The organism is Pseudaminobacter salicylatoxidans (assembly GCF_003148475.1).
Classification (GTDB): domain Bacteria; phylum Pseudomonadota; class Alphaproteobacteria; order Rhizobiales; family Rhizobiaceae; genus Pseudaminobacter; species Pseudaminobacter salicylatoxidans.
Genome location: NZ_QGGG01000011.1, coordinates 124,744 through 141,050, shown reverse-complemented (window position 1 = coordinate 141,050; position 16,307 = coordinate 124,744). Strand labels below are relative to the sequence as shown.

16 protein-coding genes are annotated in these 16,307 nt (G+C 64.4%); 3 read left to right on the top strand and 13 right to left on the bottom strand.

Annotated features, from left to right (window positions below; all coding sequences use genetic code 11):
• Positions 1-159 precede the first annotated feature (159 nt).
• A complete protein-coding gene (locus C7441_RS16000) occupies positions 160-1,122 on the top strand; it encodes a LysR substrate-binding domain-containing protein (protein ID WP_109613737.1) in 963 nt (320 codons plus the stop codon).
• Positions 1,123-1,195: 73 nt separating this feature from the next.
• On the opposite strand, the gene C7441_RS15995 is transcribed toward C7441_RS16000, so the two are convergent.
• From C7441_RS15995 to ccoN, 10 genes are all read right to left on the bottom strand, one after another.
• Positions 1,196-2,464, bottom strand: a complete 1,269-nt coding sequence (locus C7441_RS15995) for a saccharopine dehydrogenase family protein (protein ID WP_109613736.1) — start codon at positions 2,462-2,464, stop codon at positions 1,196-1,198.
• A 45-nt stretch (positions 2,465-2,509) separates the two neighbouring features.
• Positions 2,510-3,607 carry a carboxynorspermidine decarboxylase gene (gene nspC / locus C7441_RS15990; RefSeq protein ID WP_019171904.1) on the bottom strand — a complete coding sequence of 366 codons (1,098 nt, stop codon included), beginning with the start codon at positions 3,605-3,607 and terminating at the stop codon, positions 2,510-2,512.
• Positions 3,608-4,018: 411 nt separating this feature from the next.
• Positions 4,019-4,171, bottom strand: a complete 153-nt coding sequence (gene ccoS, locus C7441_RS15985; RefSeq protein WP_019171903.1) for a cbb3-type cytochrome oxidase assembly protein CcoS — start codon at positions 4,169-4,171, stop codon at positions 4,019-4,021.
• The gene (locus C7441_RS15980) at positions 4,168-6,441 is read right to left on the bottom strand and encodes a cation-translocating P-type ATPase (RefSeq protein ID WP_109613735.1); all 2,274 of its coding nucleotides are present in this window, start codon (positions 6,439-6,441) and stop codon (positions 4,168-4,170) included. The genes ccoS and C7441_RS15980 overlap by 4 nt, the downstream gene beginning before the upstream one ends.
• Positions 6,438-6,935, bottom strand: a complete 498-nt coding sequence (locus C7441_RS15975) for a FixH family protein (RefSeq protein WP_109613734.1) — start codon at positions 6,933-6,935, stop codon at positions 6,438-6,440. Before C7441_RS15975 ends, C7441_RS15980 begins: the two co-directional genes overlap by 4 nt.
• Positions 6,935-8,488, bottom strand: coding sequence for a cytochrome c oxidase accessory protein CcoG (ccoG, locus tag C7441_RS15970; RefSeq protein WP_109613733.1), 1,554 nt, complete (start codon positions 8,486-8,488; stop codon positions 6,935-6,937). Before ccoG ends, C7441_RS15975 begins: the two co-directional genes overlap by 1 nt.
• Before the next feature lie 16 nt (positions 8,489-8,504).
• Positions 8,505-9,368 carry a cytochrome-c oxidase, cbb3-type subunit III gene (gene ccoP / locus C7441_RS15965; protein WP_109613732.1) on the bottom strand — a complete coding sequence of 288 codons (864 nt, stop codon included), beginning with the start codon at positions 9,366-9,368 and terminating at the stop codon, positions 8,505-8,507.
• Positions 9,369-9,370: 2 nt separating this feature from the next.
• Positions 9,371-9,523 carry a CcoQ/FixQ family Cbb3-type cytochrome c oxidase assembly chaperone gene (locus tag C7441_RS15960; RefSeq protein WP_019171898.1) on the bottom strand — a complete coding sequence of 51 codons (153 nt, stop codon included), beginning with the start codon at positions 9,521-9,523 and terminating at the stop codon, positions 9,371-9,373.
• An 11-nt stretch (positions 9,524-9,534) separates the two neighbouring features.
• Positions 9,535-10,266: a cytochrome-c oxidase, cbb3-type subunit II gene (ccoO, locus tag C7441_RS15955; protein WP_019171897.1), complete on the bottom strand. Its 732-nt coding sequence runs from the start codon at positions 10,264-10,266 to the stop codon at positions 9,535-9,537.
• Between the two features lie 9 nt (positions 10,267-10,275).
• Complete coding sequence (ccoN, locus tag C7441_RS15950; RefSeq protein WP_019171896.1) at positions 10,276-11,895, bottom strand: cytochrome-c oxidase, cbb3-type subunit I; 1,620 nt, start codon at positions 11,893-11,895, stop codon at positions 10,276-10,278.
• Positions 11,896-12,117: 222 nt separating this feature from the next.
• On the opposite strand from ccoN, the gene C7441_RS15945 reads away from it, so the two are divergent.
• Entirely contained in the window at positions 12,118-12,585 is a 468-nt protein-coding gene (locus C7441_RS15945; protein WP_244916173.1) for a hemerythrin domain-containing protein, read from the top strand.
• A 14-nt stretch (positions 12,586-12,599) separates the two neighbouring features.
• Here the strand turns inward: C7441_RS15945 and C7441_RS15940 are convergent, their stop codons facing one another.
• Positions 12,600-13,328 carry a Crp/Fnr family transcriptional regulator gene (locus C7441_RS15940; RefSeq protein WP_019171894.1) on the bottom strand — a complete coding sequence of 243 codons (729 nt, stop codon included), beginning with the start codon at positions 13,326-13,328 and terminating at the stop codon, positions 12,600-12,602.
• Between the two features lie 243 nt (positions 13,329-13,571).
• Between C7441_RS15940 and C7441_RS15935 the strand changes: the two genes are divergently transcribed.
• Positions 13,572-14,414: a sulfite exporter TauE/SafE family protein gene (locus tag C7441_RS15935; protein ID WP_109613730.1), complete on the top strand. Its 843-nt coding sequence runs from the start codon at positions 13,572-13,574 to the stop codon at positions 14,412-14,414.
• Positions 14,415-14,430: 16 nt separating this feature from the next.
• Here C7441_RS15935 and C7441_RS15930 read toward each other — a convergent pair whose 3' ends face one another.
• On the bottom strand, positions 14,431-15,399 hold the full coding sequence (locus C7441_RS15930; RefSeq protein WP_109613729.1) for a pyridoxal-phosphate dependent enzyme: 969 nt from the start codon (positions 15,397-15,399) through the stop codon (positions 14,431-14,433).
• Positions 15,396-16,169 carry a GntR family transcriptional regulator gene (locus C7441_RS15925; protein ID WP_109613728.1) on the bottom strand — a complete coding sequence of 258 codons (774 nt, stop codon included), beginning with the start codon at positions 16,167-16,169 and terminating at the stop codon, positions 15,396-15,398. The genes C7441_RS15930 and C7441_RS15925 overlap by 4 nt, the downstream gene beginning before the upstream one ends.
• Positions 16,170-16,307: the final 138 nt, after the last annotated feature.

The following is a 16,307-nucleotide window of genomic DNA, read 5'->3' as shown; positions in this document are numbered from 1 at the left end:
GGGAACGCGCGGTTACGTCCGCGTCGGTCATGTCCCGGTTGCGATCTCCTCCCGCAGGACGCCGTCGAAGCGCGTGCGCGGATATTGCTGCGCATAAGCATTCATTATGCGATAACAGCGTCAACGGCATTTTTGATGCACTTCGCATGAGGTCTGGTAATGGGTGGTTTTCGTCGCCAACTCCCTTCGATGACGGCGCTGGTGGTGTTCGAGGCGGCCGCCCGGCAGGCCAGCTTCACCCGTGCCGCGGCCGAACTGGGCATCACCCAGGCGGCGGTGAGCCGGCAGGTGCAGGCGCTGGAAGCCAGCCTGGGCTTCCCGCTGTTTCGCCGCCTGCACCGCACGATCGAACTGACGGAGCCCGGCCGGGCGCTTGCGGCCTCCATGTCGGAGGCGCTGGGCATCGTGGCGCAGACCGTGCGCACCATCACCAGCGCCAAGGCGGCGAACGAGCTCACCATTTCGGCCACCGTCGCCTTCTCGCATTTCTGGCTTCTGCCGAAAGTGTCGAGTTTCCGGCAGGCCGATCCCGACATCAGGCTGAAGATCGTCACGCAGGATAGCCATATCGATCTCCAGCGCGACGAGGTCGATGTCGCCATCCGCTATGGCGACGGCACCTGGCCGGACGGCAAGGCGATCATGCTGTTCGGGGACGATGTGTTTCCGGTGTGCAGCCCGGACTATCTGGCGGCGCGCGGCTCTCCCGACTGCGTTGCCGATCTGGCACGCCACAACCTCATCGCCAGCGACTCGATGGGGCCGGGCTGGATCGGCTGGGAGCAATGGCTGGCAGCCTTCGGCCATGGCAACAATCCCAGGAACATCACGCTGAGCTGCAACTTCTACACCGACGCCCTCTATGCGGCCATGCGCGGGGAGGGAATTGCGCTGGGCTGGCACCGGCTGGTGGACGACCTGTTGCAGCGGCGTCAGCTTGTGCGCGTGTCGGTGGAAACGCTGCGGCCGCGCTCGGCCTATTATGTCGTGCTCAAGCATGGCGCGATGAAGCAGTCGGTCGCGGCCTTTCTCGACTGGATACGCGGCGAAGCCAACGCGGCCGCGCCCGCGCCGCTGGAAAACACGCTCTATGCCAATGAAAGCGCCGTGTCGGGCGGGTAGGGTAGTTTCAAACGAAAACGCCCCCTCCGGTGAGGAAGGGGGCGTCGAAGCAGCGAACTGAAGTCGCGCCGTATCAGCTTGCGGCGATGAGCGCAGGGTTCTCGAATTCGAGCGCGCGGTCGCCGTCGGCATCCTTGATGCGTGTGGGCAGGCCGATCTCGTTGAGCAGGCCGAGGAAGGGCTGCGCCGGCAGGTCTTCCACATTGGCCATCTTCCTGACGTCCCAGTCGCCGAGCGCGACCAGCATGGCAGCCGCCACGGCCGGCACGCCGGCGGTGTAGGAGATGCCCTGGCTGCCCACTTCCTCATAGGCTTGCTTGTGGTCGGCGACGTTGTAGATGAAGACCTCGCGCTCCTTGCCGTCCTTCACGCCCTTCACCAGATCGCCGATGCAGGTCTTGCCGGTGTAGTCGGGCGCGAGCGATGAGGGATCGGGCAGCACGGCCTTGACCACCTTCAGCGGCACGACCTCGAGGCCCTCGGCCGTCCTGACCGGCTTTTCCGACAGGAGGCCGAGATTGTTCAGGACGGTGAAGACGTTGATGTAGTGGTCGCCGAAACCCATCCAGAAGCGGACATTGGGCACGCCCAGGCGCTGCGACAGCGAATGGACCTCGTCATGGCCGGTCATGTAGGCCTTCTGCTTGCCGACGACCGGCAGGTCCCACTCCTTGCCGACCTCGAACATCCTGTTCGAAACCCACTTGCTGTCCTGCCACGACCAGACCTGGCCGGTGAACTCGCGGAAATTGATTTCCGGGTCGAAGTTCGTGGCAAAATACTTGCCGTGGCTGCCGGCGTTGATGTCGACGATGTCGATGGAATCGACGCGGTCGAAATATTCGTCGAAAGCGAGCTTGGCATAGGCGTTCACCACACCGGGGTCGAAGCCGGCGCCCAGAATGGCGGTGACGCCAGCCTTCTCGCATTCCTCACGGCGCTTCCACTCGTAGTTTTCGTACCACGGCGGGGTCTCGCAGATCTTGGCCGGATCTTCGTGGATGGCCGTGTCGATATAGGCCGCGCCCGTTCCGATACAGGCCGAAAGCACCGACATGTTGAGGAAGGCCGAGCCGACATTGATGACGATCCGGCTGTTCGTCTTCTCGATCAGCGCCTTGGTGGCCTCGATGTCCAGCGCGTCGAGCGCATGGGCCTCAAGGATGCCGTTCGGATTCTTCAGGGCCTTCTTTTCCCGGACCGACTCGACGATCGCACGACATTTCGCGACCGTGCGTGAAGCGATATGGATATCGCCGAGCAGATCGTTGTGTTGCGCGCATTTGTGAGCCACCACCTGGGCCACTCCGCCCGCGCCGATGATCAGTACGTTCTTCTTCATTTCGGGCGTTTGTCTCCTTTTCCCGTCAGCCAAATCCGGCGAACCCTACGAAAGGCTCGCCACGTAATCCTCGAAACCGAACTCGCGCACCACGCGCACCGAACCGTCCAGTTCGCGCACCGCGATGGAGGGCATGCGCACGCCATTGAACCAGTTCTTTTTGACCATCGTGTAACCGGCGGCGTCCTGGATCGAAATGCGGTCGCCTACCTTGAGTTCCTTTTCAAAGCTGAATTCGCCGAAGATGTCCCCCGCAAGGCAGGACTTGCCGCAGATCATATAGCTGTGCGGCCCGGCATTGGGCTCGACCTTGGCGGTTTCGCGATAGATCAGCAGGTCGAGCATATGCGCTTCGATGGAGCTGTCGACGATGGCAAGGTCCTTGCCGTTGTTCAGCGTGTCGAGCACCGTCACTTCCAGCGTGGTGCTCTTCGTGATCGAGGCCTCGCCGGGCTCCAGATAGACCTGCACGCCATGGCGCTCGGCAAATGCCTTGAGCCGCGCGCAGAACTTGTCGAGCGGGTAGCCTTCGCCGGTGAAGTGGATGCCGCCGCCGAGGCTCACCCACTCCACGCGGGCGATCAGCTCGCCGAATTTTTCCTCAATCTGCGTCAGCATGCGGTCGAACAGATCGAAATCCGCATTCTCGCAATTGTTATGGATCATGAAGCCGTTGATGCGATCCATTACGGTTTCGATGCGCTTCACGTCCCATTCTCCCAGCCGGCTGAAGGGGCGGGCCGGATCGGCGAGATCGAAGCTGGAGGAGCTGACCTGCGGATTGAGCCGCAGGCCGCGCGTAAGGCCGCTCGCCTTGTCGGCGAAGCGTTCGAGCTGGCCGATGGAGTTGAAGATGATCTTATCGGCATTGGCGATCACCTCGTCGATCTCGTAATCGGCATAGGCGACCGAATAGGCGTGCGTCTCGCCGCCGAACTTCTCGCGGCCCAGTCGCACCTCGTTGAGCGAGGAAGAGGTGGTGCCGTCCATGTAGTCGCGCATCAGGTCGAACACGCACCAGGTGGCGAAGCATTTGAGCGCCAGCAGCAGCTTGGCGCCGGAGTGCTCGCGCACATAGGCGATCTTTTCCATGTTCCGCAGAAGGCGGGACTTGTCGATAAGATAGTAGGGCGTCTGGATCATCGTGGCTCAGCGCTGGATTTTCGGTTCAAATATCTGGCGCTCGCCGGTCAGGCGTCCTGAGATCGGTCGAGCATTGCGGGAGATTTTTCCGGGTCCTTTTAGGAACTGCCGTGTGCAATCTCAAGCGTTTTGGGGGCCAATCGTACCGGCAGGGCCGGCGGCTGTGGGAAACGGTTCGGTGTCGAAGTTCGTCTTGGGCCGCAAAATGCGATGCCGCATTTCCTGCCGCCATACAACCCTGGCACCCCCGAACGCGAGCCAGGCTTCGATCGCGTCCGGGCTAGCTGCCCGCTTTGATGCGTTGCGGCTCTCGCCGGAAAAGGTTCGGTATCATCCACATCATGGTGGCCGCAACGTAAGCGTCGCGGCCCCGAAGTCAAGAGCGGACGGCTGTTTGCCGCCCTGCAGGCGTCACTTGGGCTTGTTCTCGTCGTCGATCAGGATGCGCGAGGCGGCGCCGTCGAGGTCGTCATACTGGCCGCTGCGCAGCGACCAGATGAAAGCGCCGAGGCCAAGGCCGCCGAGGAACAGTGCGATGGGGATGAGATAGAGCAGCGTCGTCATTGCGCCGGTTCCATGGGGCCGATGCGGCCCGTTTTGGCGGCAGTGCCGCGTGGATCGGCGGCGCGACTGCGGCGGGCGCCCCTCAGGCGCAGCGCATTGGCAACGACAAGCACGGAAGACAGTGACATGGCGATAGCCGCCACCAGCGGCGTGACATAGCCGAGAATGGCGATCGGCACGGCAATGGCGTTGTAAATGACCGCGAGCGCCAGGTTCTGCCGGATGAGGCGGCCAGAATCCTTCGAGATGCGCAGCGCCAGCGGAACCGCCGACAGGCTTTCGCGCAGGAAGACGAAATCGGCCGCGTTGCGCCCGACATCGGCGGCGGTGGCCGGAGCCATGGACACATGCGCGGCAATCAGCGCCGGCGCGTCGTTGAGACCGTCGCCGACCATCAGCGCCTTGCGTCCTTCGGCGGCAAGGTCGGCCATGCGCGCGGCCTTGTCGCCCGGCAGGACACCGGCGCGGAACCTATCGATGCCGACCGTGGCGCTGAGCGAGGCCACGGCCGCCGGCCGGTCGCCCGACAGCACTTCCAGATTCAGTCCGCGCCGGCCAAGCTCGCGCACGGCTTCGGTCGTGCCGTCGCGCAGTCGGTCCTCGAATTCGAACCGGGCCAGAAGCTCGCCGTTCCGGCTCAGCACCGTGCCGGCCTGCGCATCGACGCTGCCGTCGGTGACGGCCCAGTCGGCGCGGCCCAGCCGGTAGAGGTCTTCGCCGGCGCGCGCTTCCACGCCGTAGCCAGGCAATTCGCGGATGTCGGCCAGCGCCAGATGCGGCGCGGAAGCGCCGGCCAGCGCGATTGCCTTCGACAGCGGATGGCGCGAGTGCGCGGCCATGGCGGCGGCAAGCGCCAGGGTGCGCGGTGCGAGTGCGCCTGCATTCACCAGCTTTGGCGTGCCGACGGTCAGCGTGCCGGTCTTGTCGAACACGATGGTGTCGATCTGCGCCAGCCGCTCCATGGCCGAGCCGTCCTTGACCATGATGCCGTTTTCGAACAGGCGGCGCGCAGCCACCACCTGCACGATCGGCACCGCCAGCGCCAGCGCGCACGGGCAGGTGATGATGAGCACGGCGATAGCGACGGTGATCGAGCGATGCAGGTCGCCCGTCATGGCAATCCAGCCGAGGCAGGTGAGGAAGGCGGTGAGATGGACGACGGGCGAATAGAGCGCCGCAGCGCGGTCGGCGATGCGGCGATAGATGTTGCGGCCGCCCTCGGCCGCTTCCATCATCCGCACCATTTCGGCGAGGAAGGAGTCCTTTGCGGCGGCCAGCGCGCGGATGGCGAGCGGGCCGGTGAGGTTGAGCGTCCCGGCGCGCAGCGTCGCGCCCGGCGCCACAGGCTGCGGCGCGCTTTCGCCCGACACCAGCGAGCAGTCGAGGTCGGAGGTCCCCGTCTCGACCTCGGCGTCGACCGGCACGCGCTCGCCTGCGGCCAGCAGCATGCGCATGCCCGGCTCGATCTCCTCGACCGGCAGATAGTCGCGCGAACCGTCGGGGCGCAGCACCATGGCGCCACGCGCGGCCAGCCGCGCCAGCCCCTTCACCGCCTCGCGGGCGCGCTCGCGCATCACATGGTCGAGCGTGCGGCCGATCAGCAGGAAGAACAGCAGCGTCACCGACGCGTCGAAATAGGCGTGTTCGGCGTGATGGATGGTCTCGTAGAGGCTCATGCCATAGGCAAGAATGATGCCGAGCGAGATCGGCACGTCCATATTGGTGCGGCCGCGCCGCAGTGCGCTCCAGGCGGAACGGAAGAAGATGCGGCCGGCAAAGGCCAGCGCCGGTATGGCGATCAGCGCCGAGATCCAGTGGAACAGGTCGCGGGTTGCGCCTTCCGCACCCGACCAGACCGATACCGACAGCAGCATGATGTTCATCGCCGCAAAGCCGGAAATGCCGAGCGCACGGATAAGCTCGGCCAGCGTTTCATCCTTCTTGTCGGCGTCGGCGTCGAAAAGATGCGCCTCGTAGCCGATCCGGTCCAGCGTCTCGACGAGTGCCGGCACCTGCTCCTCATACCAGCGTACGCTGACGCGCCGGGTCGAGAGGTTCACCCGCGCGGCGGCCACGCCATCCAGCTTCGAGAGCGCGCTTTCGATCTTCTGGATGCAGGCGCCGCAATGAATGCCCGGCACGGAAAGATCGCTCTGGCGGATGCCGTCGCCCAGGGCGCGGCTGGCCAGCCGTACCTCTTCGGGCGAAGGCGCTGCGCGCTCGACGCGCTCGAGGTCAGAGACGATTTCCGTGGGGGCGCAGCAACTCATTCCAGGGCTCCATCCTTCACCACGACGCGGCGAACCACGCGATAGGGCAAGGGCTCGCCGACGTCGGCATCGACTTCCACGATCCAGATACCGTCGCGCACCGCGTGTGCGGCTTCGAACGCGCCGCCGGGCAACGGATCGAGCTTGAAGGTTTCGTCCTCCGCTTCATAGGCGGGACGGCGCAAGGCAACCGTCACCCCCTTGGCATGAATGGCGCTGCCGGAGGCGTCGGCGAGGGTGAAGCGCACCATGCCCGATCCGATCTTCAGCTCGTCCTTCCAGCCCAGCGCGGCCTGCGCGCGGCCCGCCTCCGCCTTTTCGTTGAACTGCAAGCCCGCGACATAGGCGTTCTGCACCACCAGCCCGGTCCAGCTCGTGTTGGCATAGATCGCCATCACGGTGTTGACGGTGATGATGGTGCCGAAGAAGGCGGCCATCACGGCCGCCATGTGCCAGCCGGTGAATTCCTTGAAACGAAACAGCCTGGAGGTCATCACCTTCTCCCCGGAACCTGGAACTTGGCATTGCCCTGGGCGGTTTCGCCGCCGTCGGGGTCCTCAACCACAAAGCGGAAGGACATGGCTTCCACCGCGGTTGCGTATTTCGGCAGGGCGACGAATACCTTCAGCGTCTTCACCCGGTCCGGCGCCAGCTCGACCTCGGCCGAGTCGGGGGCGTGCTCGGTCATGCCGGATATGGTCATGGTGGCGCGTCTCAGACCCTCCACCCTGAGCGTTACTGTACGCGGTTCGGGGATCATGTTCGAGAGCTTAACCGTATATCCGTTGCGGATCGAGCCGTCCGAGAGCGTCACGAATTGCGGATTGCGGTCGTGCAGAACGCTGATCTCCAGCCGGTCGCGGATGAGCAGTGCATAGAAGAGACCTATTCCGACAAGGGACCAGACACCGAAATAGGCCAAAGTGCGCGGACGGAAGAGCTTGCGGAGGTGGAAATGGGCGATGCGGTCGGACAGCTTTCCGGAAGGCGCGCGGACCTTTGCCGGGTCGATGGCATGCGTGCCGTTGCCGGTCGCAACCGCCATGTTGGCCTGATAGTCGTTGAGCGTCGCGTAGGAGATCAGGCCGCGCTCCTTGCCCAGCTTGTCCATGACGCTGTCGCAGGCGTCGATGCAGAGCGCGCAGGTGATGCATTCGAGCTGCTGGCCGTCGCGGATATCGATGCCCATCGGGCAGACGGCCACGCAGGCGTTGCAATCCACGCAATCGCCCACGCTCTCGCCGGCGGCGGCGGTCTTCTTGGCATGGCGCGAGCGCGGCTCGCCGCGCCAGTCATTGTAGGTGACGGTCAGCGAGTTCTCGTCGAGCATGGCCGCCTGGATGCGCGGCCACGGGCACATATAGGTGCACACCTGCTCGCGCATCAGCCCGCCGAACACATAGGTGGTGACGGTGAGGAGGGCGACGGTGATGTAGGCCACCGGGGCCGCCTCCAGCGTGAACAGATCCCTCAGCAAGGACGGCGCGTCGGCGAAGTAGAAGACCCAGGCGCCGCCCGTCGCTACCGCGATCAGGATCCAGACCAGGTGCTTGGTTATCCGTTTCCAGAGCTTGGCGAACGACCAGGGCGCGGCCTCGAGCTTGATGCGGGCGTTGCGGTCGCCCTCGATGGCGCGTTCGATGACGAGGAACAGGTCCACCCACACGGTCTGCGGGCAGGTATAGCCGCACCAGGCGCGGCCCACCGTCGAGGTGATGAGGAACAGGCCGATGCCGGCCATGACGAGCAGCCCGGCGACGAAGAAGAACTCCTGCGGCCAGATCTCGATCATGAAGAAATAAAAGCGGCGGTTGGCCAGGTCGAGCAGCACGGCCTGGTCGGGCGCGTGCGGCCCGCGGTCCCAGCGCAGCCACGGCGTCAGGTAGTAGATGCCGAGCGTCACCACCATGACCAGCCATTTGAAACGCCGGAAACTTCCCGAAGCGCGCTTCGGGAAGATCTTCTTGCGCGGCGCATAGAGCGGTTGCCGGCTCTTGGCCGAGTTTACCGCTTCGGCCTCGAGCCGTTCGACGGCACTACGCTCCATGACCTCGTGCTCCAATTTATTCTCCGCCGCCCAGCGAGTGGACGTACACCGCCAGTTCCTTGACCGTGGTGTCGCCAAGGCGCGCAGACCACGCGGGCATCATGCCGTGGCGCGGCGTGCGCACCTGACGGGCGATTTCGGCCTCGCTGGAGCCGTAGAGCCAGATGGCGTCGGCAAGGTTGGGTGCGCCGAATTCGCGATCGCCAGTGCCATCGTCGCCGTGGCAGCTTGCGCAATTGTCGGCAAAGACCTGCTTGCCTGCGGCCGCCGCCTGCTCATCGGTCGAATTGCCGGTGAGGCTGGCGACATAGGACGAGACCTGACGGATTTCATCCTTGCTCAACATGTCGCCGAAGGCGGGCATTTCCGAATAGCGCGTGTCGGGGTCGCCTTCGAAGCGGATGCCATGCGCAATGGTGTGATAGATTGCATCGGCGCTGCCGCCCCATAGCCAGTCGTCGTCATTGAGGTTGGGGAAGCCGGCGGAGCCCTCGGCGCCGGAGCCGTGGCACTGGATGCAATTCACCTTGAAGGCGGCGGCACCCGCGGCCGTGGCGAATTCGCGCAACTGGTCGTCCGCGAGAATCTCGTCCGCGGATTTCGCGGCAATGGTTTGGGCATAATCCTGCTTCGCCGTCTCCGCCGCCGTCATCTCGGCTTTCAGGTCGCCGCGGCTGGAAAAGCCGAGCACGCCGCTGGTGGCCGAGCTGATCATCGGCCAGGCAGGATAGGCGATGGTGTAGCCGGCCGCCCACACGATGGTTGCGTAGAAGGTCCACAGCCACCAGCGTGGCATCGGGTTGTTGAGCTCCTTGATGCCATCCCATTCATGCCCGGTGGTTTCGACGCCGGAAACTTCGTCGATCTCTCTCTTCGTCATTGTCAGTCGTCCTTGAGCGGGATACGGGCGGCTTCATCGGCCTGCTTGCGGCTGCCGGGGCGGAAGGCGAAAAGGGCCACGCCTATGAAGAACAGCACCATGAACAGGAGGCCCCAGCTATCGGCGAAGTGGCGCATCGCGGTGTAGGTTTCCATCGCGTCCTCCCTCAGCGATAGCCAGCGGCTTCGTCGTAGGTCGAGAAGTCGACCAGCGTGCCGAGCATCTGGAGATAGGCGACCAACGCGTCCATTTCCGTCAGCACCGCCGGATCGCCGTCGAAGTCGCCGACTTTGGCCTTCGGGTAGCGGGCCAGAAGATCGGAGGTGCTGGCGTTCGGGTCGGCCTGTGCCTTCAGGTCGGCCTCGGCGTTGTCGATCATCTCCTGCGAATAGGGCACGCCGACCGCCTTGTTGGCCTCGAGGTGGTACTTGATGTCCTTCACCTCCAGCCGGGTGGTCTTGAGGAAGGCGTAGGTGGGCATCACCGATTCCGGCACCACGGAGCGCGGTTCGATCAGGTGCTGGACGTGCCATTCGTTGGAATAGCGATCGCCGACGCGCGCGAGGTCCGGCCCCGTGCGCTTGGAGCCCCACTGGAACGGATGGTCGTACATCGATTCCGCCGCCAGGCTGTAGTGGCCGTAGCGCTCCACCTCGTCGCGGAAGGGGCGGATCATCTGGCTGTGGCAGGTGTAGCAGCCTTCACGCACGTAGATGTTGCGACCGGCCAGCTCCAGCGGCGAGTAGGGCCGCATGCCCTCCACCTTCTCGATGGTGTTGTCGAGATAGAAGAGCGGCGCGATCTCGACGATGCCGCCGATGGTGACGACCAGGAACGAGCCGACCAGAAGAAGCGTCGCGTTCTTCTCGATGATTGAGTGCTTGTCGAGCAAAGACATTTGAAGCTCCTATTCGGCCGGCTGCAATGCGGGCGTCGCGCCGGGGATCGGCTTTTCCTGGCGCTGGTGGCCGCGGATGGTCATGAAGACGTTCCAGCACATCAGCAGGCCACCGGCGAGGTAGAGGACGCCGCCCAGCATGCGCAGCACGTAGTAAGGCACCATGGCGGCGACGGATTCGGCGAAGGAATAGACCAGGAAGCCCTGCTCGTCGTATTCGCGCCACATCAGGCCCTGCTGGATGCCGGCGACCCACATGGCGGCCGCGTAGATGACGATGCCCAGCGTGGCGAGCCAGAAGTGCCAGGACACCATGCGCACCGAATAGAGGCGCTCGCGGTTCCACAGCCTGGGCACCAGGAAATAGACCGCACCGAAGGTGATGAGGCCGTTCCAGCCCAGCGCGCCCGAATGCACGTGGCCGATGGTCCAGTCGGTGTAGTGGCTGAGCGAGTTGACCGCCTTGATCGACATCACCGGCCCTTCGAAGGTCGCCATGCCGTAGAAGGCGACGGCCATGACCATCATGCGGATGATGGGATCGGTGCGGATCTTGTCCCAGGCGCCCGAAAGCGTCATCAGGCCGTTGATCATGCCGCCCCAGGACGGTGCCCACAGCATGATCGAGAAGGCCATGCCGAGCGTCTGCGCCCAGTCGGGCAGCGCCGTGTAGTGCAGGTGATGGGGACCTGCCCAGATGTACAGGAAGATCAGCGCCCAGAAGTGGATGATGGACAGCCGGTAGGAATAGACCGGACGGTCGGCCTGCTTGGGGATGAAATAGTACATCATGCCCAGGAAGCCGGCGGTAAGCAGGAAGCCGACCGCGTTATGGCCGTACCACCACTGCGTCAGCGCATCCTGCACGCCGGCGAAGGCCGAATAGCTCTTGGAGCTGAGGAGGGACACCGGCACCGTCAGGTTATTGACGATGTGCAGCATCGCGATGGTGACGATGAAGGACAGGTAGAACCAGTTCGCAACGTAGATGTGCGGTTCCTTGCGCCTCAGGATGGTGCCGAGGAACACGACGAAATAGGCGACCCAGACGATGGTCAGCCAGATATCGACATACCATTCCGGTTCGGCATATTCGCGGCTCTGGGTGATGCCCAGCAGATAGCCGCTGGCAGCCATGATGATGAAGAGCTGGTAGCCCCAGAACACGAACCAGGCGAGGTTGCCGCCGAACAGCCGCGCGCGCGAGGTGCGCTGCACGACATAGAACGACGTCGCAATCAGCGCGTTGCCGCAGAAGGCGAAGATGACGGCCGAAGTGTGCAGCGGCCGCACCCGGCCGAAATTGAACCACGGCTCGAAATTGAGATCGGGAAAGGCAAGCTGTGCTGCGACGATGACGCCGACCAGGAAGCCGACGACCCCCCAGAACACGGTGGCGATCATGCCGTAGCGGATCGGCCCGTCGAGATATTCGGACGGATCGGCCGGCGCCGTGACGCTTTGCGCGCCGAAGCGCGTTTTGCGCATGAGCAAGATGGCGCCGCCCGTCAGAGCGAAGAACAGCACCCACATATGCGAGCGGAAAAGGTCATCGCCCGCGAAGGCGGCCCCCAACAGCGCCAGAAAGGCGGCGGCGGTGACGCCGACGATTTCGACACCAAATTTCATGAACGGTCCCCTTTGTGAGGCAAAATGGCTTCGAATCCGCAAGCCGCGCCCACGGTTTCTCGGCCGGACACTGTGCTGCCGCCCGGCAAAGCTCCTTGATCTGGATCAAAGAGAAGAAGCTGAAGGGGGTGCATTTTGACGCAGACTTGCGCCATAAGGCGCACCAACCGGCTTTAGGAGGAGCTTTTCATGGGGTATCGATTGCGGCGAACGGAAGATGCCTTGCTTCCGCCCGTTCTCTACGGCGGGGAGGGGCAGTTACCCATCTCCGAAACCTTCGCGCTGCTTCACGGCGAGAAGCTCGCGATCTGCGACGAGCTGGAGGAAATCGCGGACAGCCTGCCCGAGGGCCTCGACCGCGATCGGTGCCTGTCCGTGTCGCGCCGGCTCGAGCCGCTGGTTCAGGCCGTTCATGTCTATGAGGAGCAGGTGCTGTTTCCGGCCTGTCTGGAAGCGGCGGGCCATGCGGCGCATGCCCGCGAGCTGGTCGCACGCCTGAAGGCCGAGCATATCGAGGATGCCGAATTCGCCGCCGAACTGTGCGAAGGCCTGCGCCGGATCGGCGAGGGGCTTGCCCCGCTCAATGTCGAGGCGCTGGCCTACATGCTGCGCGGCTTCTTTGCGGGCGTGCGCCGCCACATCGCCACCGAGCGCGAGGCGATGCTGTCGCTGTCCGGCGCCACGGCCTGAGCCGCGCCGGCGCTTCAGATATTGGCGTGCAGGCCCAGCCTGCCGATGTCGGGAATGGTGATCTGCCGGTTGTGCTCGATCTCGATGACGCCTTCCTTGCGCAGTTTCGTCATCTGCCGGCTCACCGTCTCGATGGTCAGTCCGAGGAAATCGGCGATGTCGGCGCGCGTCAGCGGCAGGTCGTAGGCAACCGGCCCGCGGCCGACCGAGGCTTCCGGATCGATATTGACGGCGACCAGATGCAGGAAGCTCGCCACTTTTTCGGCCGCCGTCTTGCGGCCCAGCGTCAGCATCCAGTCGCGCGCCTCGTCGAGTTCGTTGAGCGTCTGTTTGAGCAGGCGGCGCTCCAGTTCCGGCACTTCCTCCATCATCCGCTCGATCACCGAAGCCGGGAAGGAGCAGAGCGACACTTCCGTCGCCGCCACGGCGTTCAGCGAACTTTCCGTGCGGAACGGGCGGCCGAGGAAATCTGGCGCGAACTGCAGTCCGACGATCTGCTGGCGCCCGTCGGACAGCATCTTGCTGAGCTTCACCACTCCGGCCAGAACGTTCGAATAGGTGCTGACGTGCTCGCTGTCGGCGACCAGCTCCTCGCCGGCAGCAACCCGGTATTTCGAGGAGTGCTTGCTCAGCGTCACGAGCTGGTCGGCGTTCAACGCGCCGCAGACCCCCTTGTGGCGCACTTCGCAAGAGCGGCACAGAACAGGGATGTCGGAATTATGTATATCCTGCCTGACATTCATGTCTGCCGGATATACAGAGTTGGGTTGCGGAAATCTCGCGGCAGTTTGTCTCTGAGGCCAATGCGCCCTCGAAGAGTTTTTCCGGCAATCGTTCCAGTCACACAATGTAGTGGCGCCGGGGAGTTGCGGCGCGCTCCAGGGGTGTGACTTTGGCGCGCACGGCGCCTGCCGCTGTTGCAAAGGGACGGGCTGCCGTTTAACGCGGGCGGCGTTTTGCCCTCCCGTACAATCCCCTGAAGGAATATGATTTTGCAGCCAGCGCTTGATCTGTCGATGCTCGACGGATGGACGATTGCCGCCCTGATATCCGGTCTCGGCTTCACCGGTGCCCTGTCCGGCCTCCTTGCCGGGCTTCTCGGCGTCGGTGGCGGCATCGTCATCGTGCCGGTTCTGTATTGGGGATTGCTCCTGTTCGGCTTTCCACCCGCCATCATCAGCCATCTTGCGGTGGCGACGTCGCTGGCGGTCATCATCCCCACCTCGATCTCGTCGATGCGCGCGCATTCGCGGCGCGGCACGGTGGACCGTTCGCTGGTGAAGCTCTGGGGGCCGGCCGTTTTCACCGGCGCGCTGATTGGGGGTATCATGTCCAGCTTCATTTCCGGCGGCGGGCTGCGCGCCATCTTCGGTGTGGTCGGGCTGCTCGTGGCGGTGAACATGGCGAGCCCCAGGCATCTGGTGGTTTCGGATCACCTGCCCCGCAGCGGCTGGATCAACCGGACGATGGCATCGGTCATCGGCTTCATTTCTTCGCTGATGGGCATCGGCGGCGGCACGCTATGGGTTCCCACCATGACCGCCTTTTCCCATCCGGTTCACCGTGCCGTCGGCACCTCGGCGGCGCTCGGTCTGCTGATCGCGCTGCCGGGGGCGGCGGGTTTCATCTGGTCCGGGGTCGGCGTGGCGGACCGCCCGCCGTTCAGCCTCGGCTTCGTCAGCCTGCCGGCGGTTCTCATCATTGCGCCGGCGAGCTTCCTGATGGCCCCTTATGGCGCAAGGCTCGCCCACGCGCTCAACGCGCGTTATCTGCGGTTGGCCTTCGCATTCTTCCTGGCGATAACGGCCGGCCGGATGCTGATGTCCTGAGCCGTGGCCTCGGCGGTCAGGGCGGCGGAATCTCGCCGCGCAGCACTTGGATATAATCCTCGGCATCGATATTGCCGCCCGAGATGACGCAGACCACATTGCCGGTTGCGTGCGGGCTCGTCAGCGCCGCGGCAAGGGACGCAGCACCCGCGCCTTCGGCAACGACTTTGGCCCGCGTGAACAGGAGCTGCATGGCTTCCACCACCTGGGCGAGCGTCACCACGGCCGCGCCGTCGATCAGGCTGCGCACGAGCGGCCACATCTGCGGCAACAGCGATGGGCCACCGATGCTCTTGATGAAGGCCGGTGTTGTCTCGACCTCCTCGACGCGCCCCGAGGCAAGCGAAGCCGTGACCGGCGCCGCATGCTCGCCTTCCACGGCAAGGATTTTTGCTTGCGGTCGTATCGCCTTCACCGCGCTGGCAACCCCGCTGGTCAGTGAGCTGCCGCCATAGGGCGTCAGCACGCAATCGACATCCGGCAGGTCCTCGACGATTTCCATGCCGATAGTGCCGTTGCCGGCAAGCACGGCCTGGTCCGTCACCGGGTTGATGACGAGTTCGGAAATATCGGGGCGCTCAGCATCGGTGATGTACTGCCACCAGGTCTCGTGCGAGATGAAGCGGACTTCGCCGCCGAGCTTCTGCACGCCCTCGATCTTCGTTCTGGGCGCATCGGCATACATGTAGGCGGCCATCGGCACGCCGACGTGGCGCGCGGCCCAGGCCATGCCATAGGCCATGTTGCCGGAGCTGATGGTGGCGACCCCATTGCGCAGCGCTGCCGGATCGCGCGTCAGCACCGCATTGAGCGCCGGCCTGATCTTGAAGGCGCCGATGGGCGAGAAGGTTTCGAGTTTCAGGAATATCTTCCGGTCCGGCAGGCCGAGGTCGAAATGCACCAGCGGCGTGCGGGCCAGAAGCGGCGCAAGCCGCTGCCGCGCGGCACGGATTTCGTCGAGGGTCGGGTGGCGTGGCGCGGTCATGCCTTGAGCGTCGTCAGTTCGGCCGCGGGGGCGGGCGCGCCGACGGCGTGCTCTTCCTCTGCATGGACATAGACATGAAGCGTATAGCCGATGTGCTCGGCCATCAGTGCGCTTGCGCGCTCCACGTCGCGGTCGAGCGCGGCTTCCATCAGGGCGGTATGGTGCTCCAGCGCCATGGCCTCGCGCAGTGCCGCCACGGCCTCCTCATAGCCGGTCTTGAGCCCGGCGGCAGCCCGCAGCGTCGGCGCAAGGCCGAGGAAGCGATGGTGCCGGCGCAACTGGTCGGCAATGGTCTCGCGGAAGCGCAGCAGCCAGCGCGAGCGGGCGGCACTCAGCAGCGCGGCGTGGAAGGCCTGATGCTTTTCATCCCATTCGTTGACGGCGGCATCGGAGGGGTCGTCCACGGCAAGCTTGCAGCGTGAGAGCCGGAAGTGCGCCGTCACCACGGCCTCCTCCCATTCGCTGCCTCCATTTTCGATCGACTCGATGAAAAGCGGGACTTCCACGACCTGTCGGGCGCGGGTAAGGTCTTCCAGTTCGGCACGCGAAACGGGCGCGACGGCAAAGCCGCGATTGCTGACGGCGGTGACGAGGCGTTCGGCCTCCAGCCGCGACAGCGCCTCGCGCAGCGGCGTCCAGCCCAGGCCGTAGGCCGTGCGCAGATCGCCCAGCTTCAACGGCGCGCCGGGACGCAGGCGCGTCGCCAGTATGTCGCGACGAAGCGTGCGGTAGGCGGTCTCCGTCTTGGTCGTGTGTTCGCCGTTCTGCATCCGGCTCGCTCCTTGCTGGGACGATCCTTCGACAGCAAGGGTTATATATCATGGAGCCTCTTCGCAAGAATTATATATAATTGTTTGACAGGTAAATTGCTCCGGTTATGATCCCTTCCCAATCGCAGCAGGGCGCTG

Coding starts and splice junctions, on each gene's coding strand:
- C7441_RS16000 (WP_109613737.1), top strand. CDS start 160: ATGGGTGGTTTTCGTCGCCAACTCCCTTCGATGACGGCGCTGGTGGTG.
- C7441_RS15995 (WP_109613736.1), bottom strand. CDS start 2,464: ATGAAGAAGAACGTACTGATCATCGGCGCGGGCGGAGTGGCCCAGGTG.
- nspC (WP_019171904.1), bottom strand. CDS start 3,607: ATGATCCAGACGCCCTACTATCTTATCGACAAGTCCCGCCTTCTGCGG.
- ccoS (WP_019171903.1), bottom strand. CDS start 4,171: ATGACGACGCTGCTCTATCTCATCCCCATCGCACTGTTCCTCGGCGGC.
- C7441_RS15980 (WP_109613735.1), bottom strand. CDS start 6,441: ATGAGTTGCTGCGCCCCCACGGAAATCGTCTCTGACCTCGAGCGCGTC.
- C7441_RS15975 (WP_109613734.1), bottom strand. CDS start 6,935: ATGACCTCCAGGCTGTTTCGTTTCAAGGAATTCACCGGCTGGCACATG.
- ccoG (WP_109613733.1), bottom strand. CDS start 8,488: ATGGAGCGTAGTGCCGTCGAACGGCTCGAGGCCGAAGCGGTAAACTCG.
- ccoP (WP_109613732.1), bottom strand. CDS start 9,368: ATGACGAAGAGAGAGATCGACGAAGTTTCCGGCGTCGAAACCACCGGG.
- C7441_RS15960 (WP_019171898.1), bottom strand. CDS start 9,523: ATGGAAACCTACACCGCGATGCGCCACTTCGCCGATAGCTGGGGCCTC.
- ccoO (WP_019171897.1), bottom strand. CDS start 10,266: ATGTCTTTGCTCGACAAGCACTCAATCATCGAGAAGAACGCGACGCTT.
- ccoN (WP_019171896.1), bottom strand. CDS start 11,895: ATGAAATTTGGTGTCGAAATCGTCGGCGTCACCGCCGCCGCCTTTCTG.
- C7441_RS15940 (WP_019171894.1), bottom strand. CDS start 13,328: ATGAATGTCAGGCAGGATATACATAATTCCGACATCCCTGTTCTGTGC.
- C7441_RS15935 (WP_109613730.1), top strand. CDS start 13,572: ATGATTTTGCAGCCAGCGCTTGATCTGTCGATGCTCGACGGATGGACG.
- C7441_RS15930 (WP_109613729.1), bottom strand. CDS start 15,399: ATGACCGCGCCACGCCACCCGACCCTCGACGAAATCCGTGCCGCGCGG.
- C7441_RS15925 (WP_109613728.1), bottom strand. CDS start 16,169: ATGCAGAACGGCGAACACACGACCAAGACGGAGACCGCCTACCGCACG.